The organism is Pseudoalteromonas sp. 68 DY56-GL68 (assembly GCF_041414825.1).
Classification (GTDB): domain Bacteria; phylum Pseudomonadota; class Gammaproteobacteria; order Enterobacterales; family Alteromonadaceae; genus Pseudoalteromonas.
The window spans coordinates 657,512-673,279 of sequence record NZ_JAOCZL010000006.1 but is presented as its reverse complement, the minus strand read 5'-3'; the positions used below and the strand labels follow the sequence as shown (position 1 = coordinate 673,279).

The following is a 15,768-nucleotide window of genomic DNA, read 5'->3' as shown; positions in this document are numbered from 1 at the left end:
CTGGTTTAACAGCACGCCAACTAGAATTAACCGTTTACAACGTCTGCAACCGCTTTTTCAAAGCGAGCTAAACCTTCTTTGATATCCTCAAGAGGGATAACCAAAGATGGCGTAAAGCGCACAACGTTTGTACCCGCAACAAGGCTCATTAAACCGTGTTTAGTGCTTGCTACAAGGAAGTCGCGTGCACGGCCTTCAAATTTGCTGTTAAGAACCGCACCTAATAATAGACCTTTACCACGTACTTCACTAAATACGTCGTATTTTTCGTTGATTGCAGCAAAACCGTCGCGTAAAAGTTGTTCACGCTCCTTAACACCTGCAAGTACTTCTTCGCTATTAACAGTATCAAAAGCCGCTTCAGCTACAGCACATGCAAGTGGGTTACCACCGTAAGTTGAACCATGTGTGCCTACTTTTAAATGCTCTGCAATGCTCGCCGTTGTGATCATCGCACCGATAGGGAAACCACCACCTAGCGCTTTTGCTGTCGTAAGAATATCTGGTGTTACACCTAAACCTTGGTATGCGTATAAATCGCCGGTACGGCCAACGCCTGTTTGTACTTCATCAAAAATAAGTAAAGCATTGTGTTTATCACATAATGCGCGAACACCTTTGATAAAATCGCTCGTTGGCGAAATGATGCCGCCTTCACCTTGTAATGGCTCCATCATTACGGCACATGTGTTGTCGCTGATAAGTGCTTCAAACGCAGCTAAATCGTTATAGTCACAGTGATCAACAGCAGCAGGTTTAGGGCCAAAGCCATCAGAGTAAGCAGCTTGACCACCTACGGTAACAGTGAAGAATGTACGACCGTGGAAACCTTTGTTAAACGCGATGATTTGGTTCTTTTGCTCGCCGTGTACATCTAATGCCCAGCGACGCGCTAATTTTAATGCTGCCTCGTTGGCTTCTGCACCTGAGTTTGCAAAATACACTTTATCTGCAAATGTAGCGTCCGTTAACTTTTTAGCTAAGCGCAGTGCAGGCTCGTTTGTCATTACGTTTGATAAGTGCCAAATTTTTTCGCCTTGCTCTTTAAGCGCATTGACAAGAGCAGGGTGACAATGGCCTAAACAGTTAACGGCAATACCACCTGCAAAATCGATAAATTCTTTACCGTTTTGATCCCAAACACGTGAGCCTTCACCGCGAACAGGAATAACCTCTGATGGGTTGTAGTTTGGTACCATTACGTCGTTAAAAAGTTCTCTTGTTACTTGCATTTGTTGCACCTAAATATGGCTTAGTATGAAAAAAGTTAAATTGCAAAAAATAGGTCAGTTAAGCCGTTCCTGCCTAATTAAGCACGATGAAATTATTTTTCTTATCTATTTTTACTATTATCTGGGTTAGGAACTTAAATTTGCAGTGCTATTTTGTGAAAAATGACTAAAATAAAAAGCAAATTAACGAAAAGAGTAGTCAAAGTGATAACGACACAAGACGAAAAGCTATTATCTATACTAAGAACAAATGCCCGTGCGAGTATTTCAGACCTTGCCAGGGCGCTTAACTTATCGCGCTCAACAGTGCAAAGCCGAATGTTAAAACTAGAAGAAACAGGTGTGATCAAAGGCTATAGCGTAGATTATGGCGATGCTTATTTGAGCCAAATGGTATCGGCTCACGTTTCGATTAAAGTGAAACAAAAATTGACCACCAAAACGAATCTTGAACTAAAGCAGATTGATGCTATTTCACAGCTCTATGCAATTAGTGGTGAGTTTGATTTGATTGCCGTTGTGCAAGCGCAAAACCTTGAAAAGCTGAGCCACCTGCTAGATGACATTGGTAACTTAGATGGTGTTGAGCGAACAACGTCATCGGTGATTTTAGAGACGAAGTTTAAACGTTAAGGTTATTTAGAGTACGGTGCTTTGTTAATAATTACTTTTTTAACTTCGTCTAACTTAATCACATAAGCATTGCCACCAATACCTTTAAATTCTTCATCGGTAAACACGATGGTGTTGTCATCGTAAAATGTGATGGCTTCTTTTTGAGTGACTATGCCTAAGTCTATACGTGATACATCACCTGAGAAGAACTTGTCGCCTTTGAAGTTTTCAAATAACCAGATGCTGGTCGAGTCAAGTAAAACAAGTTTACTTCTGTCAGGGCTTAATGCGGCAGATGTGACCCAGCATAACTTTTCCATCGTTGTACAGGTTTTGAATGAGTCAATTAATTCGGCATCGAAATTTGCTGCATGGTCACCTACTTTATAAACATTGGTAATGCCATCGAATGGCTCGGTACGGTTTTTGGTAAATAAATACAAATGATGGTTAAAAGCAACAAATGCTTCTAAGTCAAAGTTACGTTTATTGGGGAGGATTGGGCTGCCATCCATTTCAGGGTAGGTGAATTTTATGATTTCAGCTTGTGTTGTATTGCCTTTTATATCAATAGGATTTTCTATTTTATAAATGGTTAGCCATTTTCGGTCATTGTTATTATTGCCAAAATCCCCTAAAAAGAAATGCCCGAACCTATTTTGAGTCATATCTTCCCAATCAATGTTTTTGGCATTGGTGACTAGCACTTCTTTTGCGATTGAGCCATCCTCATTTAAACGATACAGTTTTGGCTGGTCGCCACTGTCGTTAATTGCCCATAGGCGATGCTTTTTATCAAATTCTATCCCTGATATTTCTTTGACTTTAGGATCAACAGATAAGCGTTTTTTACTGTATAAAGTATAAATTGATGTACCGATAAAAATACCGGTAAGTGTCACGCACAGGGTTAGTGTAATTAATAGGCTTTTTTTCAACATTAACAAGGAATTGGGATTTAGATATTAAATGTGATTATAGCTTATTAATGTTGTCTCTGTATATTCCAAACACTTGTGCCTGTTGTTGCAATAAAATTGACGTTATCTTGGAGTACTTTGTGGCCTACATTAAAAGATGATTCTGGTTGGCTAACTAAGTAACCCTGTACACTTCTAATACCCATTGATTTAACTAGCTCAAATTGTGCAAGCTCTTCAACGCCTTCAGCCACAATCTTTAAACCCAGTTTATGGCCTAACTCACTGACAGAGTGAAGTATTTTATTATATTTTGGGTTGTCATTGGCTTGCGCAATAAACAGTCTGTCCAGTTTTATTACATCAATCGGTAAGTCAGCAAGGGTGCTTAAAGAGCTAAAACCAGTACCAAAGTCATCAATGGCGATAGTGATACCCTCACGGCGTAATTTTTCTAGGTCGTTGATAATTTTTTTACTTGCGGTGATTAATGTCGACTCTGTTATTTCCAACATAACAGCAGTTGCTGGCAGTCCTGTTTTAGAAAGTTTGGCCATTACCCAATCATAAATTGCGCGGTGTTTTAACTGAATGCCAGAAATATTCACCGATATTTTAACTTTCTTCATCCCCGCGTTATACCATGCAGCCATCTGCCGACATGATTCAAGCATGATCCAATCACCGAGTTCTAAAATAAGATTCGATTCTTCAGCAATAGGAATAAACTCAACAGGTGAAATAGCACCCTCAACTGGATGCTCCCAGCGTACCAAAGCTTCAAAATAATCGATTGCGCAATCGTCAACATCTACGATCGGTTGAAAGAATAAATGAAAATTTTCAGAGGCAATTGCAAGGCGCATTTCCTCGAGTAAGTAATGATAGCGACGCATTTTATTGCCCATTTCAGGGGAATACACTTTAAAAATACCACGGCCATCAGTTTTGGCACGATACATCGCCACATCAGCCATTTGCAGTAATGCGTGAGGTGTCGCTGCGCTGTCAGGGTAGGTTGCAATGCCTATGCTTGCGCTGATCTTAATCAGCTTATTACCGAGCACAAAATCCCTCTCGATTTCTTTTAAAACATTTTTAGCAATTTCAAGTGCTTGTTCTTTCGAGGTTAGGTGATTAATAAAGATAGAAAATTCATCTCCTCCCAAGCGAGCTAAGTTTTGTTCAAGCTGGCTGGTGGCAGAAATATTATTGAGCTTGTGATGGCGAAGCACACCCGTTAAGCGAGCTGCTACCTGAATAAGTACTTCATCGCCAAAGCTGTGGCCAAATGAATCATTTACCTGCTTAAAACCATCTAAATCGATAAATAAAAGCGCACAATTGAGTTTATCTATCTCTGCAACACTTAGTTGTCTGGCTAAATGCTCTAAATATGCATGACGGTCTATCAGTAGGGTCAATTTGTCTTGGCAAATACTCGCCTGAGACTCGCGAGTGTAGGTGGTAATGTGCGCGCTCAAGGCATGAACATTTGCTTGCAAATTACAAAGCGTAGATTGCGAAGCTGAATGTGTGTTAGTAAGGTTTAGGCTGGAGAGTAGGGCTGAAGTTTGAATGTTAAGTTCTTTAATCGTCTGTTTCATGCTATCGCTTTGACGTCTTAGGCTGACCAACCATGTGATAGCAATAATTAACAGCAACAAAATGATAATATTAATAGGTGCCATCAAAGTTGAAGTAATGAGCTGCTTTGTCTCAATTGCCGTGACTGTTTGTGTGTCGGCTTTAACGACAACGTAATTTTGGTTGTTATGAGTGAGTGTGTATTGACCACTTAACAGGATGTTGTACCAAGGGGCAGGCTCTATATTCGATGAGGTGCTTGCAAAAGTTGAAAGCACAGTTGTGCTTGGTTGATAAGAAAGATCGTTAACTTGTTTAACTAATAAAATATTCAAACCATACAAGAAAGCTACTATGGTTATCATACAACTGCATACTATACGAAGAGCATTGGCCATTATTCACTACCGTCCTGGGCACTATTATATTGTTTACCAACCCATAAGTTAATTTTTTCAGTATATGGCTTGTCACTAAAATAGACAAACCTTTTGTAATGTAATTAGATTGTTAATGATTAAACAAGAAAAAAGTTGTACTTATTTAGTGCAATAATAAGCTCCCTGAGTGTTTAGAAAATGCTTTTAATTGCATAGTTAACTTCAATTTTATTCACTTTACCAACCCTTACTTATTAACTACTTTTTACTGAGAAATTACTTAAGTTTAGTACTAAGAGTAAATAATAACTTTAACTCTAAAATTGGTTCATTTATTGCTGACTTAAGGTTAGAAGTGTGATTAATCATGTTTTTGTTTGTTTTATGCACTGCTATGGTGCGGATGCAAATATTTTGCACTGTCATAATGCGTAAACAAAGATTTGATTTACTAAGTAAGGTACATGTTCTTTTAGGTAGTTTTTAGCGCATGTAATACACAGCCCCGACTGTTGAGTAGTTGAACACGGCACTGTGGCAAGGATTAATTAACCATTTGGTTGAATTGGAGCCCACTATGTTAAGTAAACGTTTTTTTAAAACCAAAGACGAAACCGAAGTTACTTTTGAATTTCAGCACCCTGATGCTGAAAATGTGCAATTAGTTGCAGAGTTTACAGATTGGCAGCCAGTGCCAATGAAATACAACAAAAAAGAACAGGTTTTCAAGTGCAAGCAGCGTTTACCGCTCGATAAACAATTTCACTTTCGTTACCTCATTAATGGTCATGTTTGGGATAACGACCATCAAGCTGACGCTTATACTCCTAACGTTTTTGGTACTGAGAATAGTGTTGTAAACACTCAACGCGCTTAATAGGTGCATTAATGCAGTCACTTTCGCAGTTATTTTATCTTTATGGTATTGGCTACGAGTATACAAAGTACACAGGTGAGCATGTTGTTTTCGATGAGAATACTCGCGCTTCTGCCTTACGTTGCTGCGGTATTCATACTGACGACATAAATACAATTGAACAGCTAAACTTTACGCTTGATGCAGGTAATTGGCTCAATTTATTGCCGCCGGTAAGCCTTGTTAGCGCTGAAAACCGACTATTAAAAGTACGTATAGATGAGCGCTTACTTGAGCATCATTGTGAGCTAATAATCCCGTCACTCGGAATAACCGCTCACAGAGAAAGCTTTGTAGGTTTAGATGTATTAGGTGACTATGGCTTAAATGGTGTTCGTTATATTGAGGTCGCGTTACCTGTGCCACATATGCCTATTGGTTATTATGATGCGTATATATCTGTGGCAGATCAACACAGTCGTAGTCAACTTTGGATAACCCCTCAAACATGTTATCAAGTTGAAGATAAAAGACGTTTGGGTTTATCTATTCAGCTCTACAGTTTAGTGAATCATGCAGGCTTTGGTATTGGTGATTTTGCTGACTTGGCTTCCCTTATTCGTGATGCGGCCAGCCATGGGATGGATTATATTTTACTAAACCCACTACATTTACTTTTTGAACACACCCCAGAGCGGGCAAGCCCATACAGCCCAAACAGCCGTGCTTTGTTAAATCCGCTGTATATAGCGGTGTCTCTATGTGAGGACGCAAAGCACAATACTGAGCTTGAAAAATTAATGGCTGAGCTGCCAATAAACTCAGAACAGTTCATAGATTACACCTTAGTCTCTGATTTTAAATATAAAGTATTCAATTGCTTATACGCACACTTTTGCAATACCGCATCGGACGAACGTAAAGCCCAATTCGACGAGTTTTGTAACGTACATAGCCAAAGCCTAGCAACACTGGATGCCGAAGATAGCCGATACGCAAGTTACTTACAGTGGCTTGCGCACTCTCAGCTAAACTTTTGCCAACAGTTAGCAGCTGATTGCTATATGGATATTGGTTTAATAAACGACTTGGCAGTGGGCTGCGCTGGAGATGGCAGTGAGTTTAAAAGTCAATATGCGTTATTTTCTCATGGTGCTTATGTTGGTGCACCACCGGACCCTTGGGCAGAGCAAGGCCAAAACTGGGGGCTACCTGCATTAGACCCACAAAAACTCAGCACAGATCACTTTGCATTTTACCGTTCTTTAATTCGCGCCAATATGGAAGATGTAGGCGGGCTGAGAATTGACCATGTTATGGCTATACGCAGATTATGGTGGTGTTTTGAGAGTCAAGGACAGCAAGATGGTTGTTATGTTTATTACCCATTTGAGCACCTTCTTGCCATTTTAAAAATAGAATCTCATCTTAATCAGTGTGTCGTAATTGGTGAGGATTTAGGGGTTGTCCCTAATGAAGTAAGAGAGGCACTTGCAGCAAGTGCTATTTATTCAAATGGTTTGTTTTATTTTGAAAAAGATCTGGATGGGGAGTTTCTCTCAGCTGAACATTTTTCGCAGCATAGTTTATTAATGATTGCTAATCATGATGTCCCGCCATTTTCTGGTTGGTGGACTGGTTATGATATCACTGTAAAACAGCAATATGGATTGATAGATGAGGCCGAGAGCTATGAACTCACTACAGCGCGAGACATTGAAAAGCAAAGGATGTTGCATTTTATTAATCGTCAAAGTGCTAAGGAGTTAAGCTCTAATGCACAGGCACAAGAAGTGTATGAAGCATTAGCGACATGTCTTGCTAAGGCTCCTGCACAGTTATTTACCATTCAAATAGATGATTTAGACGAGCAAGTATTGCCCGTAAACATCCCTGGCACTGATCAAGAATACCCAAATTGGCGGCGTTTATTGTCACGTCCGACAAAGCATATCATCGATTCTAAAGCATCATTGTTAGCCAATTTAATCTCCATAAGGAAGCAATAAATGCAAAGTCGTGTCCGCCAAGAGCACATTGAACAACCACAGATTTATCAGGCACAGATCACGGCTTTAACTGCGGGCTGCTTTAAAGATCCATTCAGCTTTTTAGGGCCACATAAAGTGAATAGTGAAAGTTATGAGGTACGTTGCTTTTTACCAGGAGCAAAAACAGTATCCGTTGTGCTCGACTCACTTACAGTGCCTGCACACAGACAAGGGCAGAGTGATTTGTTTGTTGCGACAATCCAAACAGAGTCTGCTCCTGAGTACAAACTTGATGTCAACTATGAGCAAGGGGGCGAGCAACAGTACGATGAATATAGCTTTGTTAGTACACTCGACGAGCAGGCAATGTATTTATTCAATGAGGGCAGCCTTGAGCATGCTTATAAACACTTTGGTGCTCATTTTACAGATCAGCAGGGTGTACAAGGGGTCCGTTTTGTAGTGTGGGCACCTAACGCCGCGAGTGTCTCAGTCATTGGAGATTTTAATTATTGGCAACGCAGCCGCCACTTTATGCGGTTTCATCCTGCAAGTGGTGTGTGGGAGTTATTTATTCCTGCACTTAAAGTAGACCAATGTTACAAGTTTGCGATTACCACTCTTAGTGGTGAAGTACTTGAAAAAGCGGATCCATTTGCATTCAAAATGCAACAGGCACCTGGCACTGCTTCTGTTTTACAGTGTATCAAGGCAGAGGTGCACCTTGATAAGCACGCACTGGCAAATCGTGCCAAGCGCAATAGTATTGATGCGCCAATAAGTATATATGAAGTGCATGTAGGTTCTTGGCAGCGTCAAGATAATAATCGATATCTAACATGGCGAGAGCTTGCAGATTGTCTGATCCCTTACACCAAAGAGCTTGGTTTTTCCCACTTACAGTTAATGCCAATTAGTGAATACCCATTTGATGGTTCATGGGGTTATCAACCGGTAGGTTTATTTGCGCCAACAAGCCGTTATGGTAGCTTTGAAGATTTTGTTTATTTTATTAATCAATGTCATCAAGCAAACTTAGGAATTATATTAGATTGGGTGCCTGGGCATTTTCCAAGTGACCCGCATGGTTTGCATTGTTTTGATGGCACTCACCTTTATGAGCATGCAGATATTCGTCAAGGGTTTCACCCAGATTGGAATACCTATATCTACAACTATGATCGGGCTGAAGTGCGCAGTTTTTTGATTGCGAATGCGATGTATTGGCTGCATGAATTTGGTATTGATGGCCTGCGTGTTGATGCTGTAGCGTCAATGCTTTACTTAGATTACAGCCGTGAAGAAGGACAGTGGGTTGCTAATCAATATGGCGGCCGTGAAAATCTCGGGGCCATTGAGTGTTTAAAACAAGTGAATATGCGCTGCTACGCAAATAATCCTGGCATCATGATGGTGGCAGAAGAATCAACAGCATGGCCTGGTGTTACACGCCAAGTTGATCATGATGGCTTAGGATTTGGCTACAAATGGAATATGGGCTGGATGAATGACAGTCTGCACTACATGCAGCGAGACCCACTATACCGTGCGCATCACCACCATGAAATGACTTTCTCAATGGTTTATGCCTATAGTGAAAATTATATTTTGCCACTCAGTCACGATGAGGTTGTACATGGCAAAAGGTCGCTTATTGAAAAAATGCCCGGCGATGACTGGCAAAAGTTCGCTAATTTAAGAGCCTATTATGCTTTTATGTGGGCTCACCCAGGCAAAAAGCTCCTTTTTATGGGGGCTGAAATAGCGCAACGTAACGAGTGGAATCACGACCAATCATTAGATTGGCACTTACTTGAACATATTAGTCACCGTGGTGTGCAGCAAACCATTAAAGAGTTAAATGAGCTCTATCGCAACACCCCCGCACTGTACGAACAAGACACCAGTCCTGCAGGATTTGCTTGGCTCGATAGCAACAATGCAAAGCAAAGTATTTTTAGTTTCATTCGCTATGCAAAACAAGCCGATGATTTTGTAATCGTGATCAGCAATTTAACCCCGCAGGTCTATCATGACTTCATCGTTGGCGTACCAAAAGCGGGTGATTATCAGGTTATTTTTAACACCGATAAGCAAGATTACTTTGGCTCAGGTGTAGAGGTGACAGGCGAGGTAAATCAAACAATAAGTACGCAAATGACGCTAAGTCATGGTTTTAAACAAAGTTTGAGTATTTCTTTACCTAGCCTTGCCACAATTTACCTTAAAAAGGTGAATCATGAGTCATAGTGTGCGATTGGAAGTCGGCTCTACGCAGCCTTTGGGGTCAGCCGTTGTTGAAGAAGGTGTAAACTTTGCCGTGTACGCGCCACAGGCAAAGCATATGTCACTGTGCTTGTTTGATAGTAGTGGTCACTCGGAAGTATTAACGCTACCGATGAATATGAACGAAGGGGGTGTGTGGACACTTTTGGTAAGCCCATTAAAAAAAGGGGCGTTATATGGCTTTCGTGCCGATGGTGAATATGCACCTGATAAAGGACTGTTTTTTAATAAACACAAACTCCTGTTAGATCCATACGCGCAGGACTTTTACGGTGAATTTACTTGGAGTGAACGCCACTATGGGCAAATGCCGGTAGGCACCTTAAGTGAAGTGAATAATGCCATTGATATGCCAAAATCGCGTGTCGGAGAAGTTACGCCATATTCGGGTAAAAGGCCAAATCACAGCTGGGGCAAAACCGTGATTTATGAGTGTCATGTTAAAGGGGCAACATGCAGACACCCAGACATTCCCAAATCATTACAGGGAAAGTTTTTAGGGTTGAGCCATCCTCGTTTCATTGAGCATTTACGTACGTTGGGCGTAACTTGCTTGGAGTTATTGCCTGTACAAGCCTTTATTAGTGAACAGTTTCTTACTGCCAAAGGGTTACAAAATTATTGGGGTTATAACACCTTAAACTTTTTTACTCCCCACAAAGATTACTTGGTTAAAGATGATGTCAGTGAATTTCAAGATATGGTGGCAGCCCTTCATAAAGCAGACATTGAAGTTATTTTAGATGTTGTTTACAACCACACTGCCGAGGCTGGCACGGATGGACCTTTATTATCACTGCGAGGCTTAGATAATCTAGGCTATTACCGAACAGTGGCTGATAAACCATCACATTATATTAATGATACGGGGTGTGGCAATACGCTCAACATCGACTCTCCACGCACATTACAATTGGTACTCGATAGTTTACGCTATTGGGTTGAAATAATGGGCGTGGATGGTTTTCGATTTGATCTTGCGACTATCCTAGGGCGCAACCCACATGGTTTTAATCAAGCCCATTCGTTTTTACAGGCAATAAACCAAGACCCTGTACTTAATAAAGTAAAGTTAATTGCTGAGCCTTGGGATATTGGGCCTGGAGGCTATCAACTTGGTGCTTTCCCTGCGCCTTGGCGTGAGTGGAATGATCAATACCGCGATACCGTTCGACGTTTTTGGAAACAAGAGCCAGGCTTAATAGGTGAACTTGCAAAGCGTTTGCATGGTTCTTTCGATCTATTTGAGCATAACTTACGAGGCCCATTAAATAGCATTAACTTTATTACTAGCCATGACGGATTTACGCTTGCAGATTTAGTCAGTTACGAACAAAAGCATAATGAAGCTAATGGTGAACAAAATCGTGATGGTCATAGTGCTAATTATTCATTTAACTGTGGAGTTGAAGGCTTTACTAACGATGCAAAAGTAAGCTCATTACGATTACAACAACAAAAAAATATGTTGCTAACTTTATTGCTTTCCAAAGGCGTGCCTATGCTTGCGTCGGGCAGTGAAATGGCTCACTCACAGGGCGGTAATAATAATGCGTATTGCCAAAATAACCGCACCAGTTGGCTTGCTTGGAAAGATTCTCAATTAAGCCACCCATTGACTCGATTCATTGACGATGTGCTGCGTTTACGCAAACAATTTAGTGTCTTTAAGCACCGTTTCTTTGTGCACGATGATGACACGCGGTATGACGTAGCATGGTTTACCGAAGAAGGTATCGCGATGCAACAGGACGACTGGCATGAAGCTGAGCGTCAGTTCCTAATGTATAGCTTAACCGATAAACATACACATCAAGCACTCTTAATCATTCTAAATGCAGGATCTGAGGCTGTTAGCTGTCAACTTCCTCATTTAGAAAAAGCGAAGTGGCAGCTCGCTGTTAGCAGTATTCATCCAATATCCGCCAATGAAGATATGGAACAACAAATAGCTGCAATGAGTAGCTGGGTTTTTACCGCCAATTCAGAGGACTAAAGTCATGACTAAAAATGCTGAGCAAGCATGTGTTGTAAAAGGGTGGCAAGACGCGCCAATTATTGATGAAAGCACCTTAGAGGATGATTTATCACGCCATTTTTACTACACCTTAGGGCGTGACAAGGTCGGCAAGTCACAACTGTATTTATATCATGCGTTAGCATTAACAATACGTGACAGACTGGTGGCTCGCTGCCGTGTTACTAAGCAGCAAATACATGAGCAAAAGCGTCGAAAAACTGCCTATTTATCACTGGAGTTTTTAATGGGACGGGCACTTGGCAATGCAATTTTGAATCTTGATTTAGATGAGCAAGTTGAAAAAGCATTGCAGCAATATTGTACTGAGCTTGAACAAGTTGCAGAAGCTGAACACGATGCAGGGCTTGGTAATGGCGGTTTAGGGCGTCTTGCAGCGTGTTTTTTGGATAGCTGCGCCAGTCTTGCTCTGCCTGTTATTGGTTATGGTATCCGTTACGAGTACGGTATGTTTAATCAGGCGCTAGAAAATGGTCATCAAGTTGAGCAACCAGATAACTGGCTACGAGAAGGGCATCCGTGGGAATTAAGCGCACCAGAGCAGTCAAAACGGGTTAAATTTTTTGGTCACCTAGAAAGCTATACAGATAAACAAGGACGAGTGCATCGTCAGTGGCTCGATACCCAAGACGTACTCGCCGTACCTTATGATGTGCCAATCCCTGGCTATAAAAATGACATAGTAAACACCTTGCGTTTGTGGAAATCAGAAGCCACTGATGAGTTTGACTTAAGTGAGTTCAATGCAGGTAGTTACTCTGAGGCAGTGGCACGTAAGAACTTAGCAGAGCAAATTACCATGGTGCTATATCCCAACGATAGTAGCGAAAACGGTAAAGAGCTGCGTTTACGTCAACAATATTTTTTATCATCGGCCAGTATTCAAGACATCATTGATATTTGGGTTAATCAGTACGGTGAAGACTTCTCTGACTTTGCCGATCATCATGTATTTCAGTTAAACGACACTCACCCTAGTATTGCGGTAGCAGAGCTAATGAGACTACTTGTGGATGATTATGAGCTTGATTGGGATGAAGCGTGGCTAATTACCACAAAAACAATGGCATACACAAACCATACACTTTTACCTGAAGCACTTGAAAAGTGGTCGGTGTCATTATTTTCTCGTTTACTCCCCCGTATTTTAGAAATTATTTATGAGATTAATGCACGTTTTCTAGCTGAGGTTGCACAAGCGTGGCCAGGGGATGTTGGCAAGCAACAAGCTTTGTCGTTAATTGAAGAAGGTAGCGAACCGCAAATTCGTATGGCGTATTTAGCGATTGTTGGTAGCTACTCCGTCAATGGTGTAGCAGCCCTGCATACTGAGCTGTTGAAAGCTGGCTTATTTAATGACTTTTATCAATTATGGCCTAACAAATTCAATAACAAGACAAATGGTGTGACTCCTCGTCGTTGGCTTGCTCATTGTAACCCTGCGTTAAGTACATTAATTACCAGCAAAATCGGTGATGATTGGGTTGCTGATTTCAGCAAAATTAGCCAGCTACGTCGTTATTACGACGATGAAGCCTTCCACAAACAATGGCAAGCAGTTAAATGCATTAATAAACAGCGTTTAGTTGACTTAGTCAAAGCTCGCTGTGGTGTTGAGTTTGATTCTTCAATGATGTTTGATGTGCAAGTTAAGCGTATTCATGAATACAAACGCCAGCTTTTAAATGTACTGCATATCATTCATTTATATGATCGAATTCGTCAAGGTCACACAGACAATATCGTGCCACGCTGTGTGCTACTTGGTGGCAAAGCAGCACCTGGCTATTACATGGCGAAGAAGATCATTAAGTTAATTAATAACGTCGCTGAGGTTATCAATAAAGATCCACTCGCTCAGCCCTACTTACGAGTTGCGTTTTTGCCTAATTATAACGTAACCGCTATGGAAACTATTTGTCCTGCAACGGATTTATCAGAGCAAATTTCAACAGCAGGTAAAGAAGCATCTGGCACGGGTAATATGAAATTCATGATGAATGGTGCACTGACCATTGGCACATTAGATGGTGCAAACATTGAGATTCGAGATGCGGTTGGTGCAGACAACTTTTTCTTATTTGGTGCCCGCGCAGAACAAATTGATGATATTAAAGCCCACTATAACCCTGAGCAAATTATCCAACAAACTGACAGCTTATATAAAGTGATGCAGCTCATTGAAAGTGGTCATTTTAATCTTTTTGAACCCAATTTATTTGACGACATAATTGCCGCGATTAAAAGTCCACACGATCCTTGGTTAGTCGCCCATGATTTTGCCAGCTTTGTACAAGCGCAAGAACATGTTGAGCAAGCCTATTTAGACACATCACATTGGACCAAAATGAGCATTTTGAATACGGCCGCCAGTGGTATGTTTTCGAGCGATAGAACCATAAGCCAATACAGTGACGACATATGGCATTTGGAGCCACTTTTGGATACTCGCACACAGCAACACACAGAAAAAAGTAGCTAACTTAAGACGGAGAGAGTTATGCCAAGTTATGCAAATCGATATATAAGTAGTTTAACAAGAGAAACGTATGCCCTAATTTTAGCGGGTGGGCGAGGTTCACGTTTACACGAATTAACAGATTGGCGAGCGAAACCGGCTGTGTACTTTGGTGGTAAGCATCGAATTATCGACTTCCCATTGTCCAACTGTATAAACTCAGGAATTCGTCGAGTGGGGATTGCTACTCAGTACAAATCACACTCATTAATTCGTCATGTGAATCGTGCTTGGGGGCACTTTAAGAAAGAGCTTGGAGAATCAGTTGAAATACTGCCAGCATCTCAGCGTTATGGTGATGAGTGGTATTGCGGTACTGCCGATGCTGTTTTTCAGAATATGGATATTATTCGCCATGAACTACCTAAGTATGTAATGATTTTATCTGGGGATCATGTTTACCGTATGGACTATGGCGGTCTGTTAGCAAAGCACGTAGAAACAGGGGCTGATATGACAGTATGCTGCATTGAAGTGCCTTGTGAAGAAGCCGCAAATACTTTTGGTGTGATGACAGTTGATGATACTAAACGGGTTCGCCGCTTTGATGAAAAGCCAGCAAACCCGAGTTCTGTGCCTGGCAAACCGGGCACTTGCTTAGCCTCAATGGGAAATTATGTTTTCAATACTGAGTTTTTGTTTGAACAGCTAAAAAAAGATGCTGAAACAGAGGGCTCTGGCCGAGACTTTGGTCATGATATTATTCCTGCCATAATCGAAGAGCATAATGTGTATGCTTACCCATTTAGAGATCCAGGCTTTGAAGGTCAGCCGTATTGGCGCGATGTAGGCACGCTTGACTCGTTTTGGGAAGCCAATATGGAGCTAGTGATGCCTGAACCGCAACTTGATTTATATGACCCAAGTTGGCCAATTTGGACATACCAAGAGCAACTACCACCTGCTAAGTTTATTTTTGATAATGATGAGAGGCGCGGTATGGCAGTGGATTCCACTGTTTCAGGTGGGTGTATTATTTCGGGCTCGTTAGTGAGAAAGTCACTGTTGTTTTCGAATGTGCATGTACACTCTTATTGTGAAATAGAACAGTCGGTGATTCTACCCGGTGCAAAAATTCAGCGTAATTGTCGAATCAAACGCGCAATTATTGACCGTAGCTGTGAAATTCCGGCAGGGCTGGAAATTGGCTACGATCATAAGGTCGATAAAGAGAATGGCTTTAGGGTATCCAAAAAAGGCATTGTGCTTGTTACCCGTGACATGTTGCATGAACTTGCAAAGAAACTAAAGCAACAAGAGCAGGATAACAAACGTCTTGCTTAATGCCGTGCTCATGCAGTTAGCGCGTATTGCCGTGGCTGCATGATTTAAATATATTCAAAAG

At 41.2% G+C, this 15,768-nt stretch carries 10 protein-coding genes; 7 read left to right on the top strand and 3 right to left on the bottom strand.

Features of this window, described 5'->3' with window-relative positions:
- Positions 1 to 26: 26 nt before the first annotated feature.
- The gene (locus NYF15_RS03825; RefSeq protein WP_371352836.1) at positions 27 to 1,232 is read right to left on the bottom strand and encodes an aspartate aminotransferase family protein; all 1,206 of its coding nucleotides are present in this window, start codon (positions 1,230 to 1,232) and stop codon (positions 27 to 29) included.
- Between the two features lie 204 nt (positions 1,233 to 1,436).
- Between NYF15_RS03825 and NYF15_RS03820 the strand changes: the two genes are divergently transcribed.
- Positions 1,437 to 1,865 (top strand): Lrp/AsnC family transcriptional regulator, encoded by a 429-nt coding sequence (locus NYF15_RS03820; RefSeq protein ID WP_130152305.1) that lies wholly within the window; start codon positions 1,437 to 1,439, stop codon positions 1,863 to 1,865.
- 2 nt (positions 1,866 to 1,867) lie between these two features.
- Here NYF15_RS03820 and NYF15_RS03815 read toward each other — a convergent pair whose 3' ends face one another.
- On the bottom strand, positions 1,868 to 2,788 hold the full coding sequence (locus NYF15_RS03815) for a hypothetical protein (protein ID WP_130152304.1): 921 nt from the start codon (positions 2,786 to 2,788) through the stop codon (positions 1,868 to 1,870).
- A gap of 44 nt (positions 2,789 to 2,832) precedes the next feature.
- The gene (locus NYF15_RS03810; protein ID WP_341804682.1) at positions 2,833 to 4,719 is read right to left on the bottom strand and encodes an EAL domain-containing protein; all 1,887 of its coding nucleotides are present in this window, start codon (positions 4,717 to 4,719) and stop codon (positions 2,833 to 2,835) included.
- Positions 4,720 to 5,311: 592 nt separating this feature from the next.
- On the opposite strand from NYF15_RS03810, the gene NYF15_RS03805 reads away from it, so the two are divergent.
- Genes NYF15_RS03805 through glgC form a run of 6 tightly spaced genes read left to right on the top strand, consistent with a single transcriptional unit; the run spans position 5,312 to position 15,707 of the window.
- Positions 5,312 to 5,611 (top strand): isoamylase early set domain-containing protein, encoded by a 300-nt coding sequence (locus tag NYF15_RS03805; protein WP_062567102.1) that lies wholly within the window; start codon positions 5,312 to 5,314, stop codon positions 5,609 to 5,611.
- Between the two features lie 11 nt (positions 5,612 to 5,622).
- Positions 5,623 to 7,599, top strand: a complete 1,977-nt coding sequence (gene malQ / locus NYF15_RS03800) for a 4-alpha-glucanotransferase (protein WP_371352835.1) — start codon at positions 5,623 to 5,625, stop codon at positions 7,597 to 7,599.
- Entirely contained in the window at positions 7,600 to 9,831 is a 2,232-nt protein-coding gene (gene glgB, locus NYF15_RS03795; RefSeq protein ID WP_371352834.1) for a 1,4-alpha-glucan branching protein GlgB, read from the top strand.
- Entirely contained in the window at positions 9,821 to 11,863 is a 2,043-nt protein-coding gene (glgX, locus tag NYF15_RS03790; RefSeq protein ID WP_341804685.1) for a glycogen debranching protein GlgX, read from the top strand. The genes glgB and glgX overlap by 11 nt, the downstream gene beginning before the upstream one ends.
- A 4-nt stretch (positions 11,864 to 11,867) precedes the next feature.
- Positions 11,868 to 14,387 carry a glycogen/starch/alpha-glucan phosphorylase gene (locus NYF15_RS03785; protein WP_130152299.1) on the top strand — a complete coding sequence of 840 codons (2,520 nt, stop codon included), beginning with the start codon at positions 11,868 to 11,870 and terminating at the stop codon, positions 14,385 to 14,387.
- Between the two features lie 18 nt (positions 14,388 to 14,405).
- Positions 14,406 to 15,707, top strand: coding sequence for a glucose-1-phosphate adenylyltransferase (glgC, locus tag NYF15_RS03780; RefSeq protein ID WP_341804687.1), 1,302 nt, complete (start codon positions 14,406 to 14,408; stop codon positions 15,705 to 15,707).
- The last annotated feature ends 61 nt before the right edge of the window (positions 15,708 to 15,768 follow it).

Bases quoted from the DNA above. Each gene is read 5' to 3' on its own strand.
- NYF15_RS03815 (WP_130152304.1), bottom strand. From the start codon at position 2,788: ATGTTGAAAAAAAGCCTATTAATTACACTAACCCTGTGCGTGACACTT.
- NYF15_RS03805 (WP_062567102.1), top strand. From the start codon at position 5,312: ATGTTAAGTAAACGTTTTTTTAAAACCAAAGACGAAACCGAAGTTACT.
- glgC (WP_341804687.1), top strand. From the start codon at position 14,406: ATGCCAAGTTATGCAAATCGATATATAAGTAGTTTAACAAGAGAAACG.
- malQ (WP_371352835.1), top strand. From the start codon at position 5,623: ATGCAGTCACTTTCGCAGTTATTTTATCTTTATGGTATTGGCTACGAG.
- glgX (WP_341804685.1), top strand. From the start codon at position 9,821: ATGAGTCATAGTGTGCGATTGGAAGTCGGCTCTACGCAGCCTTTGGGG.
- glgB (WP_371352834.1), top strand. From the start codon at position 7,600: ATGCAAAGTCGTGTCCGCCAAGAGCACATTGAACAACCACAGATTTAT.
- NYF15_RS03810 (WP_341804682.1), bottom strand. From the start codon at position 4,719: ATGATAACCATAGTAGCTTTCTTGTATGGTTTGAATATTTTATTAGTT.
- NYF15_RS03825 (WP_371352836.1), bottom strand. From the start codon at position 1,232: ATGCAAGTAACAAGAGAACTTTTTAACGACGTAATGGTACCAAACTAC.
- NYF15_RS03785 (WP_130152299.1), top strand. From the start codon at position 11,868: ATGACTAAAAATGCTGAGCAAGCATGTGTTGTAAAAGGGTGGCAAGAC.